Source organism: Oceanimonas marisflavi (genome assembly GCF_003049725.1).
GTDB classification, from domain to species: domain Bacteria; phylum Pseudomonadota; class Gammaproteobacteria; order Enterobacterales; family Aeromonadaceae; genus Oceanimonas; species Oceanimonas marisflavi.
Map to the genome: position 1 here is coordinate 87779 of NZ_QAGM01000011.1, position 22112 is coordinate 109890.

The following is a 22112-nucleotide window of genomic DNA, read 5'->3' on the forward strand; positions in this document are numbered from 1 at the left end:
TTAAGGTTTTAAATCATTCAGAAAATGATTACAGAACCTGAATCTGAGAAGCCTGAGGACCCTTGGCACCCTCGGCCGGGGTGTAGGATACCTGCTGACCTTCGGCCAGGGTTTTAAAACCGCTGCCAACGATCTCGGAGAAGTGGGCAAACAGATCCTTGCCACCGTCAGCGGGAGTGATAAAACCAAAACCTTTGGACTCGTTGAACCATTTTACAGTGCCAGTAGCCATGTATACTTACCTTTTTTAAACATATGAATGGGCAATTGCCCGGAACCGCAATAAATCAAATAAGGGAAGCGTGGTGACTGTAGAACCGTAAGGACCAACAATGTACTGATGCTGCGCTGACTTGAGAATCTTGCTGAGGTGCACTCTACGGCAGTGGGGGGGTGCCGTCAAACAATATCGTAAAAAAAGATGAATAAATTTTGAACAGAATGAAGAAAGGCACCCGCAGGTGCCTTTTTCATCAGAGTGAGCCCTGGGCTTACTTGCCGCTGGCTACCCGGGCGTGCATTTCCTGAACGGAAATCACCGACTCGGTGGCGTCGTGAGCCATGGCCATCACGGTGGCAAAGGCACCGTTCAGGGTCGTGGTGTACGACAGCTTCTGAGCCAGGGCACCGCGGCGCAGCTGACGGGAGTCCTCGATGGCCTGACGGCCCTCGGCGGTGTTCACGATGTAGGTGTACTCGTTGTTCTTGATGCGATCAAGAATGTGCGGGCGACCTTCGTGTACCTTGTTCACCAGACGCGGGTTGATGTTGGCTTCACCCAGTACCACGGCGGTGCCGTGAGTGGCGTCGATCTGGTAACCGGCCTCAATCAGGCTGGCGGCCAGGTCAACCACCCGCTGCTTGTCACTGTGACGCACGGACAGCAGGGCACGGCCTTCCTTCGGTACCGCCTTGCCAGCGCCCAGGTGGGCCTTGCCAAAGGCTTCGGCAAAGGTTTCACCCACGCCCATCACCTCACCGGTAGAGCGCATTTCAGGGCCCAGCAGCGGATCAACACCGGGGAACTTGTTGAACGGCAGCACCACTTCCTTCACGGAGTAGTAAGGCGGAATGATTTCCTCGGTCACACCCTGCTCGGCAAGGGACTTGCCGGCCATGGCGCGGGCCGCCACCTTGGCCAGGGGCACACCGGTGGCCTTGGACACGAAGGGCACGGTACGGGCGGCACGGGGGTTTACCTCGATGAGGTAAATATCGTTGCCCTTCACCGCGAACTGTACGTTCATCAGACCGACCACACCCAGCTCCAGGGCCAGCTTGCGCACCTGCTCGCGCATCTCGTCCTGAATGGACTGGCTCAGGGTGTAGGGCGGCAGCGAGCAACCGGAGTCACCGGAGTGAACGCCGGCCTGCTCGATGTGCTCCATGATGCCGCCAATCACCACGTCCTTGCCGTCGCAGATGGCGTCGATGTCCACCTCAGTGGCGTCGTCCAGGAAGCGATCCAGCAGTACCGGTGACTCGTTGGACACACTCACCGCTTCGTTGAAGTAACGGCGCAGATCCTGCTCGTCGTAAACGATTTCCATGGCCCGGCCGCCCAGTACGTAGGACGGACGCACCACCAGCGGGTAACCGATGTCCACGGCCAGGTTCACGGCCTGATCCAGGGCGGTCACGGTGGCGTTCTGGGGCTGTTTCAGGCCCAGACGGTCAACCGCCTGCTGGAAACGCTCGCGGTCTTCGGCGCGGTCAATGGCGTCGGGGCTGGTGCCGATAATGGGCACACCGGCCGCTTCCAGGGCGCGGGCCAGTTTCAGCGGGGTCTGGCCGCCGTACTGTACGATCACGCCCTTGGGCTGCTCGACCCGCACGATTTCCAGCACGTCTTCCAGGGTGACCGGCTCAAAGTAGAGGCGGTCGGAGGTGTCGTAGTCGGTAGACACGGTCTCGGGGTTACAGTTGACCATGATGGTCTCGTAACCGTCTTCGCGCAGGGCCAGTGAGGCGTGCACGCAGCAGTAGTCGAATTCGATGCCCTGACCGATACGGTTGGGGCCGCCACCCAGTACGATGATCTTGTCCTTGTCGGACGGGTTGGCCTCGCACTCTTCGTCGTAGCTGGAGTACATGTAGGCGGTGTTGGTGGCAAACTCGGCGGCACAGGTATCCACCCGCTTGTACACCGGGAAGATTTCGTGACGGTGACGCAGCTTGCGCACCTCATTTTCGCTCACACCCAGCAGCTTGCCCAGACGGGCATCGGCAAAGCCCTTGCGCTTGAGCGCGCGCAGCAGCTCGGGCGTCAGTCCGGCCATGCCGGCTTCCTTCACCTGCTCTTCCAGCTTCACCAGCTCTTCAATCTGCACCAGGAACCAACGGTCCACGTTGGTCAGCTTGAACACGCCGTCCACGGACATGCCGGCGCGGAAGGCATCGGCGATGTACCAGATACGCTCGGCACCCGGATCCTGCAGCTCGTGACGAATGCGGGCCAGGCTTTCGGTGTCGTTCAGGTCAACAACCGGATCGAAACCGCTCATGCCGGTTTCCAGGCCGCGCAGGGCCTTCTGTACCGATTCCTGGAAGTTGCGGCCGATGGCCATGACTTCACCCACGGACTTCATCTGGGTGGTCAGACGGTCGTTGGAGCCGGCGAACTTCTCAAAGTTGAAGCGCGGAATCTTGGTCACAACATAGTCGATGGCCGGCTCAAAGGACGCCGGGGTCAGACCGCCGGTGATGTCGTTCTGCAGTTCGTCCAGGGTGTAACCGATGGCCAGCTTGGCCGCCACCTTGGCGATGGGGAAGCCGGTGGCCTTGGACGCCAGGGCGGAAGAACGGGACACGCGGGGGTTCATCTCGATGATGACCATGCGGCCGTCTTTGGGGTTCACGCCAAACTGCACGTTGGAGCCGCCGGTTTCCACGCCGATTTCACGCAGCACCGCCATGGAGGCGTTGCGCATCAGCTGGTATTCCTTGTCGGTCAGGGTCTGGGCCGGCGCCACGGTAATGGAGTCACCGGTATGCACGCCCATGGCGTCAAAGTTTTCGATGGCGCAGACGATGATGCAGTTGTCGTTGCGATCCCGCACCACTTCCATCTCGTACTCTTTCCAGCCGATCAGTGACTCGTCGATGAGCAGCTCGTTGGTGGGAGACAGATCCAGACCGCGGGTACAAATTTCTTCAAATTCTTCCCGGTTGTAGGCGATGCCGCCGCCGGTGCCGCCCATGGTGAAGGACGGGCGAATGATGCAGGGAAAACCCACTTCATTCAGCACGCCGTAGGCTTCGTCCATGTTGTGGGCGATGCCGGCGCGGGGGCATTCCAGGCCGATGCTCTTCATGGCCTGGTCGAAACGATGACGATCTTCGGCCTTGTCGATGGCGTCGGCGGTGGCGCCGATCATTTCCACACCGAACTCGGCCAGCACACCGTGCTTTTCCAGCTCCAGGGCACAGTTCAGCGCGGTCTGGCCACCCATGGTGGGCAGCACCGCATCCGGGCGCTCCTTCTCGATGATTTTGCGCACTACCTGCCAGTCGATGGGCTCGATGTAGGTGGCGTCGGCCATCTCCGGATCGGTCATGATGGTGGCCGGGTTGGAGTTCACCAGAATGACGCGGTAGCCTTCTTCGCGCAGGGCCTTGCAGGCCTGGGCACCGGAGTAGTCGAATTCACAGGCCTGGCCGATCACGATGGGGCCGGCGCCCAGGATCAGAATGCTCTGTATGTCTGTACGTTTTGGCATGACTCTACCCTACTCCTTATGCGCGGTATTTCTTGATCAGCTCGATGAAATGGTCAAACAGCGGGGCTGCGTCGTGCGGACCCGGGCTCGCCTCGGGGTGTCCCTGAAAGGAGAACGCCGGCTTGTCGGTGCGGTGCATGCCCTGCAGGGTGCCGTCGAACAGCGACACATGGGTGGCGCGCAGGTTGTCGGGCAGGGTGTCGCCGTCTACCGCGAAGCCGTGGTTCTGTGACGTGATCATCACCACATTGTTGTCCAGATCCTTCACCGGGTGGTTGGCGCCGTGATGGCCGTGGCCCATTTTCACGGTCTTGGCACCGCTGGCCAGGCCCAGCAGCTGGTGGCCCAGACAGATGCCGAACACCGGAATGTCGGTTTCCAGGAAGGTCTTGATGGCCTCAATGGCGTAGTCGCAGGGCTCGGGGTCACCGGGACCGTTGGACAGGAAGATGCCGTCCGGATTCATCGCCAGCACCTCGGCGGCCGGGGTCTCGGCCGGCACCACGGTCAGGCGGCAGCCGCGATCCACCAGCATGCGCAGAATGTTGCGCTTGGCGCCAAAGTCATAGGCCACCACATGGTAGGGCAGTTCGGCGTCGGTGGGCTGGCTGTGGCCCAGGCCCAGCTGCCAGCTGCCTTCGCGCCACTGATACTGGCTGGCGGTGGACACTACCTTGGCCAGATCCATGCCCTTGAGGCCGGGGAAGCCCTGGGCTTCGGCCAGCGCCTTGGCTTCATTCAAGTCGGTTCCGGCCAGAATGCAGCCGGCCAGAGAGCCTTTTTCACGCAGAATGCGGGTCAGCTTGCGGGTATCGATATCGGCAATACCCACTATGTTGTGAGCCTTGAGATAGTCGGACAGGGTACGCTGGTTGCGGAAGTTGGAGGCAATCAGCGGAAGATCGCGAATGATCAGTCCCTGAGCGTGAACCCGGTCGGATTCTTCATCTTCGGCGTTAGTGCCGGTATTGCCTATATGAGGATAAGTGAGCGTGACGATCTGGCGGGCATAGGATGGATCGGTAAGGATTTCCTGGTATCCCGTCATCGACGTGTTGAATACCACCTCACCAACGGAGCAACCGTCGGCGCCAATGGCTGTGCCGCGGAAGACCGAGCCATCTTCCAATACGAGCAGCGCTGAGTGATTCAAGACAACCTCCAAGTTAATTCTTATAAATCAACAATTTACCTGGCTGTCCCGAGTTACAGACAAAAAAATTTTACTGCATCTCGGCTAATACTGGGCAAATTCTGTGTATTTTATCTGGAAGTGTCGTTTTCGACAAACTTTTTCGTGAGCAGAAGCACTGAAAGTCGAATATTCCACCACGCACGGCATAAAAATTCATATTAAAAGCATAAGAAAAACGAACGGAAAGGAATAACGAGAAAAAACAGGGGGTTGGATAAATTTTAAGATAAAGTTATTTAACTAATCAAAATTAAACAATTATTTCATTTAAAATCAACAGGTTAAATTAATGCAAAAAGCAAAATACAGGAGTCAGCCCTGCCCGAAAAGCTTCAGCTGACCCCATATTACTGCAACAGCGGTTATTTCAGCCCCAGCACGTCCTGCATATCAAACAGACCAGCGGGCTGAGCGGCAATCCAGGCGGCGGCACGCACGGCGCCGTTGGCAAAGGTCAGCCGGTTGGAAGCCTTGTGGGTGATCTCCACCCGTTCGCCGATGTCGGCAAACAGGGCGGTGTGCTCCCCCACTACATCGCCGGCACGAATGGTGGCAAAACCGATGGTGTTTGAATCCCGCTCACCGGTAATGCCTTCCCGGCCATAGACGGCACATTCCTTCAGATCCCGTCCCAGGGTATTGGCGATCACTTCTCCCATGCTCAGGGCGGTGCCGGACGGCGCATCCACCTTGTGGCGGTGGTGGGCTTCCACAATTTCAATGTCGGTGTAGTCCCCCATCACCTTCGCCGCCTGCTCCAGCAGCTTGAACACCAGGTTCACGCCCACGCTGTAGTTGGACGCCATCACCATGGCGGTGTCGGCAGTGGCTGCCTGAATATCGGCCTTTTGCTCGTCGGTGAAGCCAGTGGTGCCGATCACCAGACGCTTGCCGTGCTGGCGGGCCAGGGCAATATTGGCCAGAGTGGCTTCCGGGCGGGTGAAGTCGATGATCACATCCACGTTCTCTATCACGGCTTCCAGGCTGGCGGTCACCGGCACATTCAGCCGGCCCACATTGGCCAGCTCGCCGGCATCGGCGCCCAGCACGCTGGAGCCGGCGTGTTCGATGGCAGCGGTGAGTACCACGCCCTCGGTATTGGATACGGATTCAACCAGTACCTTGCCCATACGCCCGTTACAGCCGGCAATGGCGATGCGAACCGGATTGCTCATGTCATCTTTCCTTTATTCAATGATGTTCATGGGAATGTTGCGCAGTTTGCCAGAATGCATCCCGCTTGCAAAATACAGCGGGCAAAAAGCAGCCGTAAAAAAACCGGCGGCTGCCGGTTTTTTCAGACTGACCCGAATCAGGCGATTTCGAGCAGTTCCACTTCAAATACCAGGGTGGAGCACGGCGGAATGGAGCCGGCACCCTGCTCACCGTAGGCCAGGTGATGAGGCACGTACAGCTTCCACTTGGAGCCAACGGGCATCAGCTGCAGGGCTTCGACCCAGCCCTTGATCACACCGTTTACCGGGAACTGGGCCGGCTCGCCGCGCAGCACGGAGCTGTCGAACACGGAGCCGTCTACAAAGGTGCCGTGGTAATGCACACGCACGGTGTCTGTGGCAGAAGGCTTGGCGCCTTCGCCAGCAGCCAGCACTTCATACTGCAGGCCGGACTCGGTCTGCTGCACTTCGTCACGGGCGGCGTTGGCACTCAGGAAGGCGGCTTCTTCTTCCCTGGCCTTGGCGGACTGAGCAGACTGCTCGGCCTTCATGCGCTCGGTGATCACGCCAAAGGCGGCGTTGATGTCTTCCCGGGACACGGCGAACTCTTCACCGTTGAGGGAGTCGGCCAGACCCTGCTGTACGGCGGCGATGTCCATTCCTTCAAACGGCTGCTGGGCCAGTTGATCACCAATCTGACGGCCAATGCCATAGCTGGCTTTCTGTTCTACGGTCTCGTATGACGACATGAGATTCCCTTTGTTTGGGTGTAAAAACATAATGCTAACAAATTACACCGCCGAGCTGAATGGCGAATCCGGCCGGCTGGCCAATAATGCCGCACCCCGCACACCCCCGGCACCGCCAAATACCGGCGGGCGTACCTGTGGTGCCTGCATGCCGGTCATCAGATAAGCCGGCAGTCGCATGGCCAGCTCGTCATAAAGCCAGGCCGCTTCACCCAGGCCGCCCCCCAGCACCACCACGTCCGGATCGAGCTGGATGATCAGCGCACCCAGCCCGGAAGCCAGTATATCGAAATAGAGCTCCATGCAGCCGACAGCGGCAGCTTCGCCCTGCTGCCAGGCGGCAATAATGGCCTGGCCAGTTTGTTCGCGGCCGCCGCAGTAACGATACAGGCGGGCCAGACCGGTGCCGGACACATAGGTCTCAAGACAGGCATTCAGGCCACAACCACAGTCAAACAGCGGCAGCCCGGGGTGGCGCGCCAGCAGGGCCGCGCTGATGGGGCCGTGGCCGAATTCACCACAGCCGCCACGGCCGCTGTTGACCAGACAACCCTTGTGTATCAGGGCACCGCCCACCCCGGTGCCCAGGGTCAGTCCCAGCGCCAGCCGGCTGCCGGCCACGGCGCCGCCATGATATTCCGACAGCAAAAAGCAGTTGGCGTCGTTGTCACCGAACAGCGGACGTTGCAGCCGTGCCTGCAAATTTCCCAGCAGATCCCGGCCATGAATGGCCGGCACATTGGGCGCCAGAATACGGCCTTCGGCGTCCAGCACACCGGGAAAGCCCATCCCTACCCGGCCCCGAACGCCCAGGCGCTGATCGGCCTGATGCACCAGGCCGGTCACCAGCGCCAAAAAGGCATCATAACTGTGAACAGGAGTGGCATGCAGGCTCGTCTCAAGGGCATTGAAGCCCTCATCAAACACGCCAAAGGCGATCTTGGTGCCGCCGATATCAAAGCCGTAAACCATCAGCGGCCACAGGCCGGACGACGGCCCTGAGCCCGGGCCTGCATATAGATATTACTGGCCTCGGGCACCAGCGCCGACAGTCCCTGAATGCGGGTACCGTGAGACGGGTGGGTAGACAGCAGTTCAGGCGGCTGGGGGCCGGATTCCGCCGCCGCCATGTTGCGCCACAGAGTAACCGCCTGCTGCGGGTCAAACCCCGCCTGAGCCATCAGCTGCAGCCCCAGCCGGTCGGCTTCGGCTTCCTGCTCGCGGCCATAGGGCAGCAGGTACCCTACCTGTACGCCCAACCCCAGCGCCGCCATGGCCGGCTGACGCAGGCCGGACTGCCCCAGTGCCGCATCGGCGGCACTCAGGCCAATATTGGTGATCTGAGTACGGGACACCCGTTCATTACTGTGCCGGGCCAGCACATGAGCGATCTCGTGCCCAATCACGGCAGCGAGCTGATCCTGAGTATTGGCAATCTTGAGCAGGCCGCTGTATACCCCCACCTTGCCACCGGGCAGCGCAAAGGCGTTAGCCTGTTCAGAGTCGAATAACACCACTTCCCACTGGCCGGCACCAGACAGCTCAGTGACCAGACTGTCGGTCACACACTGCACGTAACGGTTAAGGTTGCGATCATTGCTGATATTTTCCTGTTCCTTTATCTGGGAAAAGGACTGCTCTCCCAGCCGCTGCATATCGTTTTCAGAAAACAGCAACACCTGGCTGCGTCCGGTGGGCGACTGGGTACAGGCAGCGAGCGAGCCCAGGATCAGAGCAAGTAGAATGGCACGCATGTGAACTATCTCATACTAATGAAAGAAAGGACTTTATTAGCATACAAAAAGGCGGGCGCAAACGCATGCAGGAAGGGGACCGCACAAAACGGACGCAGGGCGACCCCGCAGGCCGGCCCTGAGCCGTCAGACCATCATGACTCGGGGCTGACCTGACCCGCTTCAGGCACTGTGGTATCGGCCAATAGCCAGAGCGTGTATTTATGCAGCTCCGGATGCTGTGACAGGGCCACCAGAAAGGCGCCGCCGACCTCCCGATAGCCCAGCTCATAGTTTTTGAGGGTGGTGGGAGGCACCTGAAGCAATTCGGCAAACTTGGGCCGGCTGAGCCCCATCGCCTCACGAATTTGCCGGATTTTCTTTCCGACCAGGCTGGTATCAGGATTCATAATCTTGCTACTCCTATTTGCAGATTACGGCAATGGTATGTGTACATTGTTCAGTTTAACACCAGTCAACAGACTCGTTGTGAACACGCCACTTTTTGTTGAAAAAATGTTTCCAGATGGAAAATTAAGCCTCACATGGAAATCATTTTGCCGCATTTCAGAACATCTGCATGGCATTTATCACGCAATTTCTTCAGCCACTTCGCCTGACTGCTGTCTTGTTAGCCGGTGCAAAACACGCTAGTCTGGCGCCGTGCGGATATCAGTGAAATGGCGGTTTGCCACCAGACATCAAACACATTTCATGATTCAGCAGCACCGTTTTAACGCGGCCATTCTGCTGCAGAGCACGCTTAAACACTCATCTGAAATGAGGAACAAAAAAACATGAAAAAGACAGTGGCTCCTTCTCTGATCGCAATTGCACTGGCTGCCGCCGGTGTTTCCGCCAGCGCACAGGCCAACGACTGGTACCTGGGTGCCGGTGCCGGTTATGCCGATTATGAAGATCTCAATCGTTATGACGCCAACGCCGATGATGACGCCGAAGCCGTGAGCATGTTCGGTGGTTATAACTTCAACCAGTATTTCGGCACCGAGCTGGGCTTCACCAATTTTGGCGGTGACGCCGACACCAAGGCCCTGAACCTGTCCGCCATCGGCCGCCTGCCCCTGAGCGATCGCTTCTCCGTATTCGGTGAAGTGGGCGCCCTGGGCTGGGATGCCGACGTTGCCAGCGGTGACGAAGGTGTCTCTCCCCTCGCCGGCCTGGGCCTGGCCTACCGCGCCAGCGATCTGGTGGACGTACAGCTACGCTATCGTCGCGTTGAAGACATGGGTGATGAAGTCAACAACGGCTTTGAAACCGACGTCAACAACGTGATGCTGGAGCTGGTACTGCACCCCAACCGTCGCGTGGCCGCTCCCGCTCCGGTTGCCCCGGTCGCTCCCCAGCCGCAGCCTGAAGTCACCTACGAAACCCGTACCGTGACTGCCGATGGCTCTGTATATTTCGCCTTTGACAGCTCTGCCCTGTCCCCTGAAGCCCGCGCCACCCTGGACGAAGTGGCCCGTTTTGCCGAGCAAAATCCGAACCACCAGGTTGAACTGGCCGGCTACGCCGACCGTCTGGGCAGTGCCGAATACAACCGCAAGCTGTCCGAGCGCCGTGCGCTGGCTGCCAAGGAATACCTGGTACAGCGCGGTGTAGCCGCTGAAAACATTCAGACCGCCTGGTACGGTGAAGAACTGGCACAGGGTGTGAGCGAAGAAGAGCGTCAGCGCGATCGCCGTGTGGATGCCAAGGCCCAGGCCAGCATTCAGATCGAAATCATCGAATAAGACACGCTGCCAAGCCTGTCACAAACGGCCCTCAGGGGCCGTTTTTGTTTTTCACGATTCTTCCCCTTATCTGGCATACTGCATTTTTGTCTTTTCGAATCAATCTCATGCAATGCCATTGTGACAGCAAACAGCCGTTTTCCGACTGCTGCCAGCCCTTTCTGGAAGGCCGGCTCGAGGCCCCCACCCCCCTGGCGCTGATGCGCTCCCGCTACAGCGCCTACCGGCTCGGGCTGGGAGACTATCTGGTGCACACCTGGCACCCCGACACCCTGGGTGAACTGAACGCCGATACCTTGCGGCAATCAGGGCTCGATACGGAATGGCTGGGACTGGCCATCGTTTTTGCCCGTGGAACCCCCGCCGACAGCGAGGGCGAAGTGGAATTCAAAGTCCGCTACCGTGAGAGCGGCCGGGTGGTGTTGCTGCATGAACGCTCCCGCTTTGTTCGGTTCCAGGGACGCTGGGTATACCATTCCGGTGAGCATAACCCACCCAAAATTGGCCCGAATCAGCCATGTCCCTGTTACAGCGGTAAAAAATACAAACAGTGCTGCGGCCGACGCTGAACTTCTTTACCCATCATCAGAAGAAAGAAAAATGGAACGGAAAATACTGCTGAGCCACAGCCCCGATACTCGCGGGCTTATCTCGAAAATCACCAACATCTGCTATAAACACCAGCTCAATATCGTGCGCAACGACGAGTTTGTGGATCACGACAACGGCCACTTCTTTATGCGCACCGAGCTGGAAGGGCGTTTTAACGATCATACCCTGCTGGCCGATCTGGACGAGGCACTGCCGAATGGGGGCCAGAACCGGCTGGTGCCGGCGGGCAGCAAGCGGGGGGTGATCCTGGTGACCAAGGAAGCCCACTGCCTGGGCGATATCCTGATGAAGCACTTCAGCGGCGCCATGAACATCGACATTGCCGCCGTGGTGGGCAACTACGACACCCTGCAGGGACTGACCGAAAAATTCGACATTCCCTGGCACACCGTGTCTCACGACGGGCTGAACCGCCCCGAGCACGAGCAGCTGCTGGCCGAGGTGATCGACCGCTACCAGCCCGACTATGTGGTGCTGGCCAAATATATGCGCATTCTCAGTCCGGCCTTTGTGGCCCGCTATGAGCAACGCATTATCAATATTCACCACTCCTTTCTGCCCGCCTTTATCGGCGCCAGCCCCTATCGCCAGGCCTATGAACGGGGCGTCAAGATGATCGGCGCCACCGCCCACTTCGTAACCGACGATCTGGACGAAGGCCCCATTATCGAACAGGACGTGACCCATGTGAGTCATGCTTTTTCTGCTGAAGACATGGCCAGGGCCGGCCGGGACGTGGAAAAGTCGGTGCTGAGCCGGGCGCTCAACCTGGTGCTGGAAGAAAAGGTATTTGTGTACGGCAACCGCACCGTGGTGTTTAAATAATCCCCCTTCGGGGGAGCTGTAAGCCGTAAGCTGTCAGCTGTAAGTGGCGGCGTTTGGATGGCTCTCAGCCGTGCTTGCAAACGCCCGTAGGACTGCAGGTAGAAACAGTACCTGCAGACTACACCGGGCGGCTTACAGCTTAAGGCTGACCGCTTACAGCTGTGTTATTTGTGGCTTTTCTCAAAAGCGGCCTTTTGTTCGGCGGTCGCTTCTTGCTGGTATTTATCCTTCCACTCGCCATAGGGCATGCCGTAGACCCGCTCCCGGGCCTGATCGTAGTTCATTTCCACGCCCCGCTCTTCGGCTGCGGCCAGATACCACTTGCTCAGGCAATTGCGACAAAAACCGGCCAGGTTCATCAGATCGATGTTCTGCACGTCCTTGCGCTTGTCCAGGTGGGCCACCAGGGCGCGAAAGGCGGCGGCTTCCAGTTCGGTCTGGGTTTGCTTGTCCATGAATCTTCTCCATTGATAATTGTGATGCCATTATAACGGCAAGCCCCGCAAACCTCATGAGGTAACATCATGAACCGCAGTCACTTTTTTGCCCAGATGGCACGCATGAAGCTTATTCAGCGCTGGCCGCTGATGCGCAATACCGATCCCGAAAACGTGGCCGAGCACAGCCTGCAGGTGGCCATGGTGGCCCACGCCCTGGCGGTGATTAAAAACACCCTCTTTGAAGGCAGACTGGATCCGGGCACCGCCGCCCTGCGCGCGCTCTATCACGACGCCAGTGAAGTGCTCACCGGCGATCTGCCCACCCCGGTGAAATATTTCAACCGGGAGATGGCCACCGCCTACAAGGCCATTGAGCAAAACGCCGAGCAAAGCCTGCTGGCCATGCTGCCTGCCGAGCTGCAGCCGGCCTTTGAGCCGCTGCTGTGCGGCCATGTTGAGGATGACTACGCCCGGCTGGTGAAGTCTGCCGACATTCTCTGCGCCTATCTCAAGTGCGAGGAAGAGCTGTCGGCGGGCAACCGGGAATTCGCCAAGGCCCGGGAGCGCCTCACCGCCATGCTGGATGAGCGCATGAACGACGAAATTCGGTATTTTCTGGAGGTGTTCGTGCCCAGCTTTTCCCTGTCGCTGGATGAGATTTCCACCCCGGGGTTTTGAGTAACACTGTGAGGGGTGAGGGGTGAGGGGTAAAGTTTATCCCCTCACTCTTCCCCCCTCTCTCCTCACAAAGCAGTTTTACGCTCCATCCACAGGGTGACTTCACCGACCTTAAAGCCCCACTTGGTCATCTCGGCCCGGTTGATCAGGCGGTTTTCGTCGAGCAGATACATCCAGTCGTTAAAGTCGATGTCCCAGACCTTGCCGTCCACCGGCACCGCCAGGGTATAGCGCCAGTTCAGGGCATAGCCCTGAGTGCGGCCTTCGGCGGGCGTGACCACGTCATCGGCGGTGCCGGTATAGCGGCCGTCGGGGTGTTTTTCCAGATACCAGACCCGGCGCTGCTGCTCGCCGTCATCGTACACAAAGTCTTCTTCCAGCACGCCCTTGTTGCCTTCCCAGCTGGCCACCATGTCCACCCTGAAGCGCCGCAACACCCGGCCGGATCTGTCCTGCACCATGCCAAAGGCCACCAGCTCACCGTTGAAGAACCGGTCCAGCTCCAGCGCCGGCGTGGTGTTTTCATAGTCGGCAATCTGGCTGCTGCAGGACGTCAGCAGCAGGGTCAGCGCCATCAGCAGAAGTTTCATGTCAGCCTCCTTTGAGCTGTCGGGTCAGGGCCGGATCCCGGCTGTCGGTGGACAGCCAGATCGCCAGAAAGGCGGGAGCAAAGGCCGGGTCGTCGATGCTGCCCAGCAACCGCCAGTTGAAGTAAAACCGGCTGGCGCCGTTTTCATCCACCCTCAGCACCAGCTCGTCATTGGTCCGCACCGATGGCCACAAGCGCTCCAGCTGCTGAGGCCATTCCGGCTTCCAGTTTACTCCCAGCCGCTGCCACTCCTTCACCGTGGCGGTGAGCAGGTCCTCCTTGTCGATATTGCGTTGATAACGCAGCGACAGCGCCTGAGGAAAGCGGTTGGCCTGATAACGGCCATCTTCACTGTAGAAACGGGCGTGGTACAGATCCCAGAACAGCCAGCTCATTTTACCCTGCCCCACCAGAGTGAGATCAGACACCGGGCTGGCCCAGGCCGATGACACCATCAGCAACAGCATGCAACAGAGCTTTTTCATGATTTGCTACCTCCGCAGTCGTTGGTCAAGCACCACCAGCAGCGGCAGCAAGCCCGACCAGATCAGCGCCAGGATCAGCGCCGAAGGCCAGAACCCCAGAGGCAGTACCACCGCCTCCAGTTTCCAGCCGGCAATATAAGAGCTGGCCCCTGCCCCGGCACCGGTCAGCGCCAGCCAGAGCCAGGAAAAGCGCCTGAGCCACACCAGGCTGTGCCCCAGAGTCAGTACAAAGCCCACCCATAACAGCCCCAGCCACAGCGGCCAGTGGCTGAAGGCAAATACGCCGGTCAGGGTAAGCAGGCCGTCCACCGCCATCCCCAGGGCTGCCAGCCACAGCACCCGCACATCGGCCCCCCGGCTGGGGGTAAAGGCAAAGTGCACCAGCAACAGGCCGGTGGTGAGCCAGGCCCAGGCATTTTGTCCGGCTACCGCCAGCAGCCAGAAGCCTTCAAAGGCCAGCAGCTGGGTCCATTGCCATTTCGACATGATCAGCCGGTCCTGTGATCCCGACAGCATCGCCGGGCTTCCGGTTTCACCGCCTCAAAATGGGCCAGACCAATGGTGCCTTCCCGAAAGCCGCCTTCGCAGTAAGCGAAGTAATAGGCCCACAGCCGCTGAAAATCAGTTCCATACCCCAGTCTCGCCAGCTCCGGCTCGGCCCGGCGAAAGCGCTCGGCCCAGATCCGCAGGGTCTCGGCATAGTCCCGGCCATAGTCATGCAGCCGCACCAGCGTCATGTCGGTCTGCTCCCTAAGGTGGCGGGTCATTTCACTGACCGAAGGCAGACAGCCACCGGGAAAGATATAACGCTGAATAAAATCCACGCCCTTGCGGTATTGCTCATAACGCTGATCGGCAATGGTAATGGCCTGGATCAGCAAGCGGCCGTGGGGCCTGAGCAAACGGTTCAGGGTGTTAAAATACACAGGCAGATATTCGTGCCCCACGGCTTCTATCATCTCCACCGACACCAGCTTGTCATACTGACCGCTCAGATCCCGGTAGTCCTTCAGCAACAGGGTCACCCTGTCTTCCAGGCCCTGCTGCCTCACCCGGGCCTGAGCGTGTTCAAACTGCTCCCGGGACAGGGTGGTGGTGGTCACCCGGCAGCCATAGTGACGGGCTGCATAGCAGGCCAGTCCGCCCCAGCCGGTGCCGATCTCCAGCAGATGATCGTCCGGTTTCAGCGCCAGCCGCTCGCAAATCAGTCGCAGTTTGTGCTCCTGAGCCTGCTCCAGGCTGGCATTGACGTCGGGAAACACCGCCGAGGAGTACTGCATATACGGATCCAGAAACAGCTGGTACATGTCGTTGCCCAGATCGTAATGAGCGGCAATATTGGCCCGGCTGCCGGTTTTTGAATTGCGGTTGCGCCTGTGTGCCAGACGGTGCCAGGGCCAGGTCAGCCAGCCCAGACGCCGCTCCAGCCGGTCCAGTACCTCCATATTGCGGGCAAACAACCGGGTCAGGGCGGTCAGATCCGGGCTGTGCCAGCCGCCTTCCACCCAGCATTCGGCAGCCCCTATGCTGCCTCCCGTGATCAGCCGGCGATAACAACGGGGATCATGAACCCGCACGCTGGCCTGAATACCGGCTTCAGGCTCACCGAAAAAGAAGGTATCGTCGCCGTCCTGAATGGTCAGGCCGGCATGCTTCAGGCCGGACAACAAGGAAAATGCCAGACTGCGGGCCCAGCGATCCAGGCGGCGGGGGGCGGCTTGAGTCAGTGTCGTCTCCATCTTGGCATCCTTAAGGGTGTGAGTGATAGGGAATGCGTTTTAACAACAGTTTCAGCGCCTGCCAGTAAATGCCGCGCATCACCGTCAGGGTCATCACCGGCCACTGCCGCAACGCCATTCGCAGCGCATGGGCATTAAAGGGCCGGCGGCGCAGTGCCAGGGTGGCATCAAACAGCAGCTCGGGGTTGCGGTTTTCAATATGCACCAGGGCCCGTTTCGCCGGCGGTGATATGCGCCAGTGATACTGCATGGCCATGCCCATAAAGGGAGAAACATGAAAGGCCTTGTCGGTGGGGCCGGGCCGGGCCAGATCCACCAGATAACAGTGGCGCTCATTCCAGGGGGTGTTGCGCACCTCCGCCAGCAGATAGCGGGCCTCGGTGCCCCGGTAACAGAAAAACAGGTTTACCGGGCTGAAATAAAGGCCGAAACAGCGCACCTGGCCCAGCATCAGCACCCGCTCAAGACCGTCGGTATGGCCGCCCAGGTGAGCCACTTCTTCCAGCACCGCCTGCTTGAGCGGCGTGTGCGCGTTACCCAGGTAGTCGCCACGGCGAAAACTCAGGGGCGCAAAGCCTTCAAGGGCAAAGCAGCGGCTGGCGGCGGCGAGCCGGGGCAGCTCGTCCAGATCCAGCGCCAGCATGTACAGGCCATAGCTGAAGGCATGGGCTCTGGGCTGATAACGGCGATGGCGCACCACGCCGGTATAGATGGCGCTGTTCAGGCTCACAGGCTGACTCCAAAGCGTTCGCACACATCCAGCGCACTGCGCACCCCGTCTTCGTGAAAGCCGTTGTACCAGTAGGCGCCGCAGAAATGGGTATGGTGCCGGCCGCAGATCTCACCGCGCCGGGCCTGAGCGGCAATGGCGGCGTGGTTGTACACCGGATGGGCATAGCGAAAACGGCGCAGAATGCGGGCCGGATCGATGGCGTCGGTGCGGTTCAGGGTCACGCACAGGGTCTCCTCGGCTTCTATACCCTGCAGAATATTCATGTTGTAGGTTACCGCCGGCAGCGCCTGCTCGCCGCCGTCGAGGTAATAGTTCCAGCTGGCCCAGGCCCGGCGCTCGGTGGGCAGCAGGCGCGTGTCGGTATGCAGCACCACCTCATTGTCGCGGTAGGCAAGCCCCCCCAGCACCTCACGCTCGGCCGCGGTGGCATCGGCCAGCATGGCCAGCGCCTGATCCGAGTGGCAGGCCAGGATCACCTCGTCAAACCGCTCGGTACCGGCCGCCGTGGTCACCTCAGCACCGCCATCCACTCTCCGCACCGACTGCACCGGACTGTTCAGCCGCACTTGCTGCACGCCCTGCACCAGCGCCGGAATATAGCTGCGCGAGCCGCCCTTCACCACGTACCACTGGGGCCGGTCCACCAGATTGAGCAGGCCGTGGTGGTTGAAAAAGCGCAGAAAAAAGGCCAGGGGAAAGTCCCGGCTGTCGGCCAGGGACGATGACCAGATGGCCGCCACCATGGGCAGCACATAATGGCCGGCAAAAAAGTCGGAAAAGCCGTGCCGAGCCAGAAACCCGCCCAGGGTGTCCTGCCCGCTCAGGGTGTTTTCCTTCAGCTCCCGCTTGCACAGCAGGTTGAAACGCAGGATTTCCAGCAAAAAACCGTAAAAGCGCCCGTTCACCAGATTGCTGCGCTGGGCAAACAGGGTATTGAGGGTATGGCCGTTGTATTCCAGCCCGGTGGCTGACTGCTGCACGCTGAAGCTCATTTCCGTGGGGCGGGCCTCAACGCCGGCTTTGGCCAACAACTGCTGAAACCGCGGATAGGTGCGGTCGTTGAACACGATAAATCCCGTGTCCACGGCGTGACGGCGGCCATTCAGGGTCACGTCCACGGTGGCGGTGTGGCCGCCCAGATAATCATTGGCCTCGAACAGGGTCACCCTGTGCTGCCGGCTCAGCAGCCAGGCCGAGGTCAGGCCGGCGATGCCGCTGCCGATGACTGCAATGCTGCTCATGCCTGCTCCTTTTTCATGCGCCGGGCCAGACTCAGCCACAGCCCGTGCGGCAGCCAGGACAGCAATCTCAGGGTGGCAATAAAGCCGGTGGGAAAGGTGATTTCACTCCTGCCCCGCGCCAGCCCCCGGCGTATGGCCCGGCTGGCCTGCTCAGGGCTGACCCGTCCTGGCATGGGAAAGTCATTCTTTCGGGTCAGGGGGGTGTCCACAAACCCCGGCCGGATCAGGCTGACGGCCACCCTGGCGGCATTCAGATCCACCGCCAGAGTACGGGCCAGATAATCAACGCCGGCCTTGGAAGCACCGTAGGCTTCGGCCCGGGTCAGGGGAACAAAGGTCACCGAGGAGCTGACCAGCGCCAGCCGGCCGCCGGTTTTGATGCGGGGCAGCACCGCCGCCACGCAGTTGCCGGTGCCAATCAGGTTGGCCTGCACCACCCGCTCAAACAGTTCGGCGTCAAAGGCATGGGCATCGTTCACATACTCGCAGGTGCCGGCGTTGAGAATGGCCAGATCCACCGGCGCCACCTCACTCAAGGCGCCGGCGGCGGCATCGCGGTCATTGATATCAAACACGCCGTATTCCACCCGCTCACCGGACAATACCTGAGCCAGCTTGTCGTGGCTGCGGCCGCACGCCACCACCTGCCAGCCCTCGAATAAATAATCCTGTGCCAGTTGCAGGCCAATGCCGGAGCTGGCCCCGGTGATCAGTACTCTGTTCATGAATTCAGCCTCCGTTTCAGTGCCCGAATCCCCTTGCCCAGCAGCGGCAGCTGTTCATAGAGCATGGCGCCGAGATCAAAGAAGTCTCTGTGGTAATAAATGCTGTCGGCAAAACACAAATGACTGACGCCCGGCACCGTCACCGGCCGGCCGCCATTGAGACGAGGGTGAACAAAGTGCATCTCCCAGCGTACATAGGCTTCGCCGTCCTGCTCCATCACCTGAATAATGTCGAACCGGCACTGCTGCACCCGGGTAAACAACCCTTCAAAGTAGGCCACCAGCGCCTCGATGCCGCGAATGTCATGAGCCGGATCCGCAAACAGCACATCCTTTGAATACACGCCACGCAGCCCTTGCAGCTCGCCGGGAGACAGGCTGCGGTACAGATGGCAAAAGGCGTTCAGGGCCGGACTCATGCGTCCTCCTTGTCCTTCAGGGCGTCAAACATGGCAATGGCGTGCTGGCGGGCGCGGGCATGATCCACCAGGGGCGGCACATAATCCTGCTCGCGCCCCCGCTCCCTGAGCCAGTCGTGAGGAGCGTGAATATGTCTGGCCGGCACCTCTTTCAGCTCCGGCACCCAGCGACGAATAAAGTCTCCGTTGGCATCAAAGCGCTCGCTCTGGGTCACCGGGTTGAATACGCGGAAATAGGGCGCGGCGTCGGCGCCGGTACCCGCCGCCCACTGCCAGCCACCGTTATTGGCGGCCAGCTCGCCGTCTATCAGGTTGGCCATAAACCAGGCTTCGCCCCGGCGCCAGTCGAGATGCAGATCCTTGGTCAGAAAGCTGGCCACTATCATGCGCAGCCGGTTGTGCATCCAGCCGGTTTCCCTGAGGCAGCGCATGGCCGCATCCACAATGGGATAGCCGGTCTGGCCCTCGCACCAGGCCTGAAAACCCTCGTCGTCCCGGCTCCACTGCAGCGCCTCGGTTTCTTCCTTGAAAGCCCGGCCCATGGACAGACGGGGAAACGCCACCAGCAGGTGACGGTAAAACTCCCGCCAGATGATCTCGTTCAGCCAGACAAAGCCCCGCTCGCCCCGCCCCAGAGGCAGACTGCCAAGCTCGCTTTCAATGGCCGCCAGGCACTGGTTGGGGGACAGTACCCCCAGGGCCAGATACGGTGACAGCCGGCTGGTGCCCTCCACCGCGGGAAAATCCCGCTGCTCGCCGTAATCGAGCAGATGCCCGGCGCAAAAACGCGCCAGAGCCTGCTGTGCCGCCTGCTCGCCGGCAGGCCAGGCACTGCTGTCTTTCATGTCCCCAGCCAGAGCAATACCGGCCGGTTCACAGGCGTCGTTCAGCGCCTCAGGCACCGGTAATAACCGGTAGCCTTGGGCCTTGAGCGCACTCAGCCAGGCCTTGGAAAAGGGCGTAAACACCTTGTACATGTCACCGCTTTGGGTAGTGATGCTGCCGTGGTTCATCACGCAGTCGCCGTTAAAGACCCGGCAGGGAATATTCAGGGCCTGCTGCACCGCCTTGTCGCGGCGGCGCTCGTTGATACCGATGTCCCGGTTGGCATAGAGGGCGTCAATGTTGTGCTCCCTGACCCAGCCGGCCAGCAGATCCGGCACATCATCGAAACGGTCGCATACCAGTATCTCAAAAGGCACCCCCAACGCCGCCAGCCGTTCCGCCAGTGCCTGCAGGTTACGACGCAGAAAGTCACGCTGCAGCGGGCTGTTGCCGTGTTCCCGCCACTGACCGGGACAGTCGATATACACAGCACACACACTGTCGCCCTCATTCATGGCGGCATGCAGCGCCGGGTTATCGGCCACCCGCAAGTCGTTTCTAAACCACACCAAATACCGCATCGTGCTTCCTCGCAATCTCACTGACGGTGTTTTCATGGGGCAGGTTCAGCCAGCCCTGCTCGGCATATACGCGTCCCAGCTCGCCGGTAAAGAAACACTGTTCGGGCCAGCAATGAGCCCGCTCAGTGAACCAGCTCTGGGTCAGGCCGCCTCCCAGCACCACCACCAGGGCGTCACACTTCAGCCGCTGGGCCGCCAGTGGCAGCTGTAACGGCTCCAGCACTCCCAGCTCCAAGCTGCGGCATTCCAGCCCCTGCAGCTCATAGCAGGTCAGCAGACCACCAAGCCCATGCCCCTGTCCTGCCCTGGCCACGGCAATGCGCGGGCCGGTCTTGATGGTCAGCAGCTGAGTGAGCACCCGGGCCAGCAGGAACGATGCACTCTGTTCAATCAGCTGGGCATCGGGCCGTTCCAGCCGGGTCAGGCTGACCAGCCAGGGCTCAATCACATGGCGCAACAACAGCTCGGCCGGATACAGGCTGGCCAGCTCGTTCAGCTCCACTTCCAGCCGGCCCAGATTCAGCTCACAGGCTGCGGTCAGCAGCCGGTGGTGCGCCTGCTCCCAGTTGGAGCCGGCTTTCACCGGCTGCGCACTGCTCAGCAGCCCCTTGACCTGACCGATACTGACCCCCTGCTCAACCCAGTGCAGAATTTGCCGGATAAGGGCGATATCCTCGTCGGAATACAGCCGGTGGCCCTTGTCGGTGCGGGCCGGCTTGAGCAGGCCGTAGCGGCGCTGCCAGGCCCGCAGGGTAACCGGGTTAATGCCGGTCAGGCGGGACACTTCACGAATCGGATACTGGGGCTCAGATGCCATAACGCAGTCGCAATGCCTCCGGGTGAGGGTTGAGATACACCTGCTGGCGCAGGTAGTCGTTGGGGTATTCCTCCAGGTAGTGACGCAACAGGGTAATGGGCGCCAGCAGCGGCAATATGCCTTCCCGGTACTGGTGAATGGTGCTGGCCAGCTCCTGCCGCTGTCGGGGGGTTAACTGGCGCTTGAAGTAGCCCTGCAGGTGCTGCAGCACATTGGTATGGCCCTTGCGGCTGACACGGTGGGCCAGGGTCTGCATCAGCCGGTGTATGTATTCATCTGCCCGTTGTTCCGGGTCGTCCGACAGATCCGCCACCAGCCGGCCCAGCTCCTGATAGCTGTCTCTGTGATGGGCCATCAGCAGATACTTGTAGCGGCTGTGAAAGGCGATAAGACGGGACGGCGTCAGCCCCTTGTGCAGCAGACACTGCCAGTCGTGCAGGGCGTACACCCGGGTCACAAAGTTTTCCCGCAGCACGGGATCGTTAAGCCGGCCGTCTTCCTCACAGGGCAGCAGGGGCAGCGCCTGCATGATTTCGGCGGCATAAATGCCCACCCCTTCCTTGGCGTTGCCCTTGCCGCTTTCGTGGTACACCCGCACCCGCTCCATGCCGCAGCTGGGGGACTTGGCGCACAGCACATAGCCGCTCAGGCCCTCGAACTGCGCCGCCATATGGCGGCCGTAGTCCCGCAGCGCTTCGGTTACATCCTGGCCCCTGGCGGTCTGGGCAATTACCTCCCCTTCCCCGCCAATCAGCCGGATACTGGGCCGCGGCGTACCCAGGCCAATGGCCATTTCCGGGCATACCGGCACAAATTCCACAAACTTTGCCAGCTCTTCGGTGCAGAAGTCGGAACGCTTGTGGCCGCCGTCAAAGCGTACTTTCTGGCCCGTCAGGCAGCCACTGATACCGAGTTTAATGACATGGGGATCAAACTTGTACATTGCCAACCCTCTTGTACAACCAATGTGTTTACCATAGCCTTGGTTGTACAAGTTGATCAAGGTTGTACAAGAAAAATTTCAGGGGGACTGGGGACCTGCCCCTTATACACATATCCGAGCCCACCAGACTAAGGCGAA

24 protein-coding genes are annotated in these 22112 nt (G+C 60.0%); 4 read left to right on the forward strand and 20 right to left on the reverse strand.

Annotated features, from left to right (window positions below):
• Positions 1 to 28: 28 nt before the first annotated feature.
• From DA373_RS08930 to DA373_RS08965, 8 genes are all read right to left on the reverse strand, one after another.
• Positions 29 to 232 (reverse strand): cold-shock protein, encoded by a 204-nt coding sequence (locus DA373_RS08930; RefSeq protein ID WP_019934918.1) that lies wholly within the window; start codon positions 230 to 232, stop codon positions 29 to 31.
• Between the two features lie 259 nt (positions 233 to 491).
• Positions 492 to 3719: a carbamoyl-phosphate synthase large subunit gene (gene carB, locus DA373_RS08935; RefSeq protein ID WP_107851969.1), complete on the reverse strand. Its 3228-nt coding sequence runs from the start codon at positions 3717 to 3719 to the stop codon at positions 492 to 494.
• A gap of 16 nt (positions 3720 to 3735) precedes the next feature.
• The gene (gene carA / locus DA373_RS08940) at positions 3736 to 4872 is read right to left on the reverse strand and encodes a glutamine-hydrolyzing carbamoyl-phosphate synthase small subunit (protein WP_107851970.1); all 1137 of its coding nucleotides are present in this window, start codon (positions 4870 to 4872) and stop codon (positions 3736 to 3738) included.
• Between the two features lie 404 nt (positions 4873 to 5276).
• Positions 5277 to 6089: a 4-hydroxy-tetrahydrodipicolinate reductase gene (dapB, locus tag DA373_RS08945; RefSeq protein ID WP_107851971.1), complete on the reverse strand. Its 813-nt coding sequence runs from the start codon at positions 6087 to 6089 to the stop codon at positions 5277 to 5279.
• A 137-nt stretch (positions 6090 to 6226) separates the two neighbouring features.
• A complete protein-coding gene (locus DA373_RS08950; protein WP_107851972.1) occupies positions 6227 to 6838 on the reverse strand; it encodes an FKBP-type peptidyl-prolyl cis-trans isomerase in 612 nt (203 codons plus the stop codon).
• 42 nt (positions 6839 to 6880) lie between these two features.
• Complete coding sequence (locus DA373_RS08955) at positions 6881 to 7810, reverse strand: ROK family protein (RefSeq protein WP_107851973.1); 930 nt, start codon at positions 7808 to 7810, stop codon at positions 6881 to 6883.
• Positions 7810 to 8592, reverse strand: a complete 783-nt coding sequence (locus DA373_RS08960; RefSeq protein ID WP_107851974.1) for a M48 family metallopeptidase — start codon at positions 8590 to 8592, stop codon at positions 7810 to 7812. The genes DA373_RS08955 and DA373_RS08960 overlap by 1 nt, the downstream gene beginning before the upstream one ends.
• A gap of 134 nt (positions 8593 to 8726) precedes the next feature.
• Positions 8727 to 8981, reverse strand: coding sequence for a helix-turn-helix domain-containing protein (locus tag DA373_RS08965; protein WP_107851975.1), 255 nt, complete (start codon positions 8979 to 8981; stop codon positions 8727 to 8729).
• A 387-nt stretch (positions 8982 to 9368) separates the two neighbouring features.
• Here DA373_RS08965 and DA373_RS08970 point away from each other — a divergent pair, with 387 nt between their 5' ends.
• The 3 genes from DA373_RS08970 to purU all read left to right on the forward strand — a co-directional run bounded on the left by DA373_RS08970 (position 9369) and on the right by purU (position 11759).
• On the forward strand, positions 9369 to 10322 hold the full coding sequence (locus DA373_RS08970; protein WP_107851976.1) for an OmpA family protein: 954 nt from the start codon (positions 9369 to 9371) through the stop codon (positions 10320 to 10322).
• A 107-nt stretch (positions 10323 to 10429) separates the two neighbouring features.
• A complete protein-coding gene (locus DA373_RS08975) occupies positions 10430 to 10891 on the forward strand; it encodes a YchJ family protein (RefSeq protein WP_107851977.1) in 462 nt (153 codons plus the stop codon).
• 31 nt (positions 10892 to 10922) lie between these two features.
• Complete coding sequence (gene purU, locus DA373_RS08980) at positions 10923 to 11759, forward strand: formyltetrahydrofolate deformylase (RefSeq protein ID WP_107851978.1); 837 nt, start codon at positions 10923 to 10925, stop codon at positions 11757 to 11759.
• A gap of 164 nt (positions 11760 to 11923) precedes the next feature.
• On the opposite strand, the gene DA373_RS08985 is transcribed toward purU, so the two are convergent.
• Entirely contained in the window at positions 11924 to 12214 is a 291-nt protein-coding gene (locus DA373_RS08985; protein ID WP_107851979.1) for a DUF1244 domain-containing protein, read from the reverse strand.
• 69 nt (positions 12215 to 12283) lie between these two features.
• On the opposite strand from DA373_RS08985, the gene yfbR reads away from it, so the two are divergent.
• A complete protein-coding gene (gene yfbR / locus DA373_RS08990; protein ID WP_107851980.1) occupies positions 12284 to 12877 on the forward strand; it encodes a 5'-deoxynucleotidase in 594 nt (197 codons plus the stop codon).
• Positions 12878 to 12942: 65 nt separating this feature from the next.
• Here the strand turns inward: yfbR and DA373_RS08995 are convergent, their stop codons facing one another.
• Genes DA373_RS08995 through DA373_RS09045 form a run of 11 tightly spaced genes read right to left on the reverse strand, consistent with a single transcriptional unit; the run spans position 12943 to position 21974 of the window.
• Positions 12943 to 13467: a DUF3833 domain-containing protein gene (locus tag DA373_RS08995; RefSeq protein ID WP_107851981.1), complete on the reverse strand. Its 525-nt coding sequence runs from the start codon at positions 13465 to 13467 to the stop codon at positions 12943 to 12945.
• 1 nt (position 13468) lies between these two features.
• Positions 13469 to 13951, reverse strand: a complete 483-nt coding sequence (locus tag DA373_RS09000; RefSeq protein WP_107851982.1) for a chalcone isomerase family protein — start codon at positions 13949 to 13951, stop codon at positions 13469 to 13471.
• Between the two features lie 6 nt (positions 13952 to 13957).
• A complete protein-coding gene (locus DA373_RS09005) occupies positions 13958 to 14437 on the reverse strand; it encodes a DUF2878 domain-containing protein (RefSeq protein WP_107851993.1) in 480 nt (159 codons plus the stop codon).
• A gap of 2 nt (positions 14438 to 14439) precedes the next feature.
• Positions 14440 to 15690 (reverse strand): SAM-dependent methyltransferase, encoded by a 1251-nt coding sequence (locus DA373_RS09010; protein WP_107851983.1) that lies wholly within the window; start codon positions 15688 to 15690, stop codon positions 14440 to 14442.
• A 10-nt stretch (positions 15691 to 15700) separates the two neighbouring features.
• Positions 15701 to 16420: a DUF1365 domain-containing protein gene (locus DA373_RS09015; protein ID WP_107851984.1), complete on the reverse strand. Its 720-nt coding sequence runs from the start codon at positions 16418 to 16420 to the stop codon at positions 15701 to 15703.
• A complete protein-coding gene (locus DA373_RS09020) occupies positions 16417 to 17664 on the reverse strand; it encodes an NAD(P)/FAD-dependent oxidoreductase (protein ID WP_107851985.1) in 1248 nt (415 codons plus the stop codon). Before DA373_RS09020 ends, DA373_RS09015 begins: the two co-directional genes overlap by 4 nt.
• Positions 17661 to 18389 carry an SDR family NAD(P)-dependent oxidoreductase gene (locus DA373_RS09025; protein WP_107851986.1) on the reverse strand — a complete coding sequence of 243 codons (729 nt, stop codon included), beginning with the start codon at positions 18387 to 18389 and terminating at the stop codon, positions 17661 to 17663. Before DA373_RS09025 ends, DA373_RS09020 begins: the two co-directional genes overlap by 4 nt.
• A complete protein-coding gene (locus tag DA373_RS09030; RefSeq protein WP_107851987.1) occupies positions 18386 to 18808 on the reverse strand; it encodes a nuclear transport factor 2 family protein in 423 nt (140 codons plus the stop codon). The genes DA373_RS09025 and DA373_RS09030 overlap by 4 nt, the downstream gene beginning before the upstream one ends.
• The gene (gene phrB / locus DA373_RS09035; protein WP_107851988.1) at positions 18805 to 20214 is read right to left on the reverse strand and encodes a deoxyribodipyrimidine photo-lyase; all 1410 of its coding nucleotides are present in this window, start codon (positions 20212 to 20214) and stop codon (positions 18805 to 18807) included. The genes DA373_RS09030 and phrB overlap by 4 nt, the downstream gene beginning before the upstream one ends.
• Positions 20192 to 21031 (reverse strand): MerR family transcriptional regulator, encoded by an 840-nt coding sequence (locus DA373_RS09040; RefSeq protein WP_107851989.1) that lies wholly within the window; start codon positions 21029 to 21031, stop codon positions 20192 to 20194. Before DA373_RS09040 ends, phrB begins: the two co-directional genes overlap by 23 nt.
• Complete coding sequence (locus DA373_RS09045; protein WP_107851990.1) at positions 21021 to 21974, reverse strand: YbgA family protein; 954 nt, start codon at positions 21972 to 21974, stop codon at positions 21021 to 21023. The genes DA373_RS09040 and DA373_RS09045 overlap by 11 nt, the downstream gene beginning before the upstream one ends.
• Positions 21975 to 22112 lie beyond the last annotated feature (138 nt).

What these genes read in the sequence shown, in the direction of transcription:
- DA373_RS08930 (WP_019934918.1), bottom strand. Translation starts at nt 232, where the DNA reads ATGGCTACTGGCACTGTAAAATGGTTCAACGAGTCCAAAGGTTTTGGT.
- carB (WP_107851969.1), bottom strand. Translation starts at nt 3,719, where the DNA reads ATGCCAAAACGTACAGACATACAGAGCATTCTGATCCTGGGCGCCGGC.
- dapB (WP_107851971.1), bottom strand. Translation starts at nt 6,089, where the DNA reads ATGAGCAATCCGGTTCGCATCGCCATTGCCGGCTGTAACGGGCGTATG.
- DA373_RS08950 (WP_107851972.1), bottom strand. Translation starts at nt 6,838, where the DNA reads ATGTCGTCATACGAGACCGTAGAACAGAAAGCCAGCTATGGCATTGGC.
- DA373_RS08955 (WP_107851973.1), bottom strand. Translation starts at nt 7,810, where the DNA reads ATGGTTTACGGCTTTGATATCGGCGGCACCAAGATCGCCTTTGGCGTG.
- DA373_RS08960 (WP_107851974.1), bottom strand. Translation starts at nt 8,592, where the DNA reads ATGCGTGCCATTCTACTTGCTCTGATCCTGGGCTCGCTCGCTGCCTGT.
- DA373_RS08965 (WP_107851975.1), bottom strand. Translation starts at nt 8,981, where the DNA reads ATGAATCCTGATACCAGCCTGGTCGGAAAGAAAATCCGGCAAATTCGT.
- DA373_RS08970 (WP_107851976.1), top strand. Translation starts at nt 9,369, where the DNA reads ATGAAAAAGACAGTGGCTCCTTCTCTGATCGCAATTGCACTGGCTGCC.
- DA373_RS08975 (WP_107851977.1), top strand. Translation starts at nt 10,430, where the DNA reads ATGCAATGCCATTGTGACAGCAAACAGCCGTTTTCCGACTGCTGCCAG.
- purU (WP_107851978.1), top strand. Translation starts at nt 10,923, where the DNA reads ATGGAACGGAAAATACTGCTGAGCCACAGCCCCGATACTCGCGGGCTT.
- DA373_RS08985 (WP_107851979.1), bottom strand. Translation starts at nt 12,214, where the DNA reads ATGGACAAGCAAACCCAGACCGAACTGGAAGCCGCCGCCTTTCGCGCC.
- yfbR (WP_107851980.1), top strand. Translation starts at nt 12,284, where the DNA reads ATGAACCGCAGTCACTTTTTTGCCCAGATGGCACGCATGAAGCTTATT.
- DA373_RS08995 (WP_107851981.1), bottom strand. Translation starts at nt 13,467, where the DNA reads ATGAAACTTCTGCTGATGGCGCTGACCCTGCTGCTGACGTCCTGCAGC.
- DA373_RS09000 (WP_107851982.1), bottom strand. Translation starts at nt 13,951, where the DNA reads ATGAAAAAGCTCTGTTGCATGCTGTTGCTGATGGTGTCATCGGCCTGG.
- DA373_RS09005 (WP_107851993.1), bottom strand. Translation starts at nt 14,437, where the DNA reads ATGTCGAAATGGCAATGGACCCAGCTGCTGGCCTTTGAAGGCTTCTGG.
- DA373_RS09010 (WP_107851983.1), bottom strand. Translation starts at nt 15,690, where the DNA reads ATGGAGACGACACTGACTCAAGCCGCCCCCCGCCGCCTGGATCGCTGG.
- DA373_RS09020 (WP_107851985.1), bottom strand. Translation starts at nt 17,664, where the DNA reads ATGAGCAGCATTGCAGTCATCGGCAGCGGCATCGCCGGCCTGACCTCG.
- DA373_RS09025 (WP_107851986.1), bottom strand. Translation starts at nt 18,389, where the DNA reads ATGAACAGAGTACTGATCACCGGGGCCAGCTCCGGCATTGGCCTGCAA.
- DA373_RS09030 (WP_107851987.1), bottom strand. Translation starts at nt 18,808, where the DNA reads ATGAGTCCGGCCCTGAACGCCTTTTGCCATCTGTACCGCAGCCTGTCT.
- phrB (WP_107851988.1), bottom strand. Translation starts at nt 20,214, where the DNA reads ATGCGGTATTTGGTGTGGTTTAGAAACGACTTGCGGGTGGCCGATAAC.
- DA373_RS09040 (WP_107851989.1), bottom strand. Translation starts at nt 21,031, where the DNA reads ATGGCATCTGAGCCCCAGTATCCGATTCGTGAAGTGTCCCGCCTGACC.
- DA373_RS09045 (WP_107851990.1), bottom strand. Translation starts at nt 21,974, where the DNA reads ATGTACAAGTTTGATCCCCATGTCATTAAACTCGGTATCAGTGGCTGC.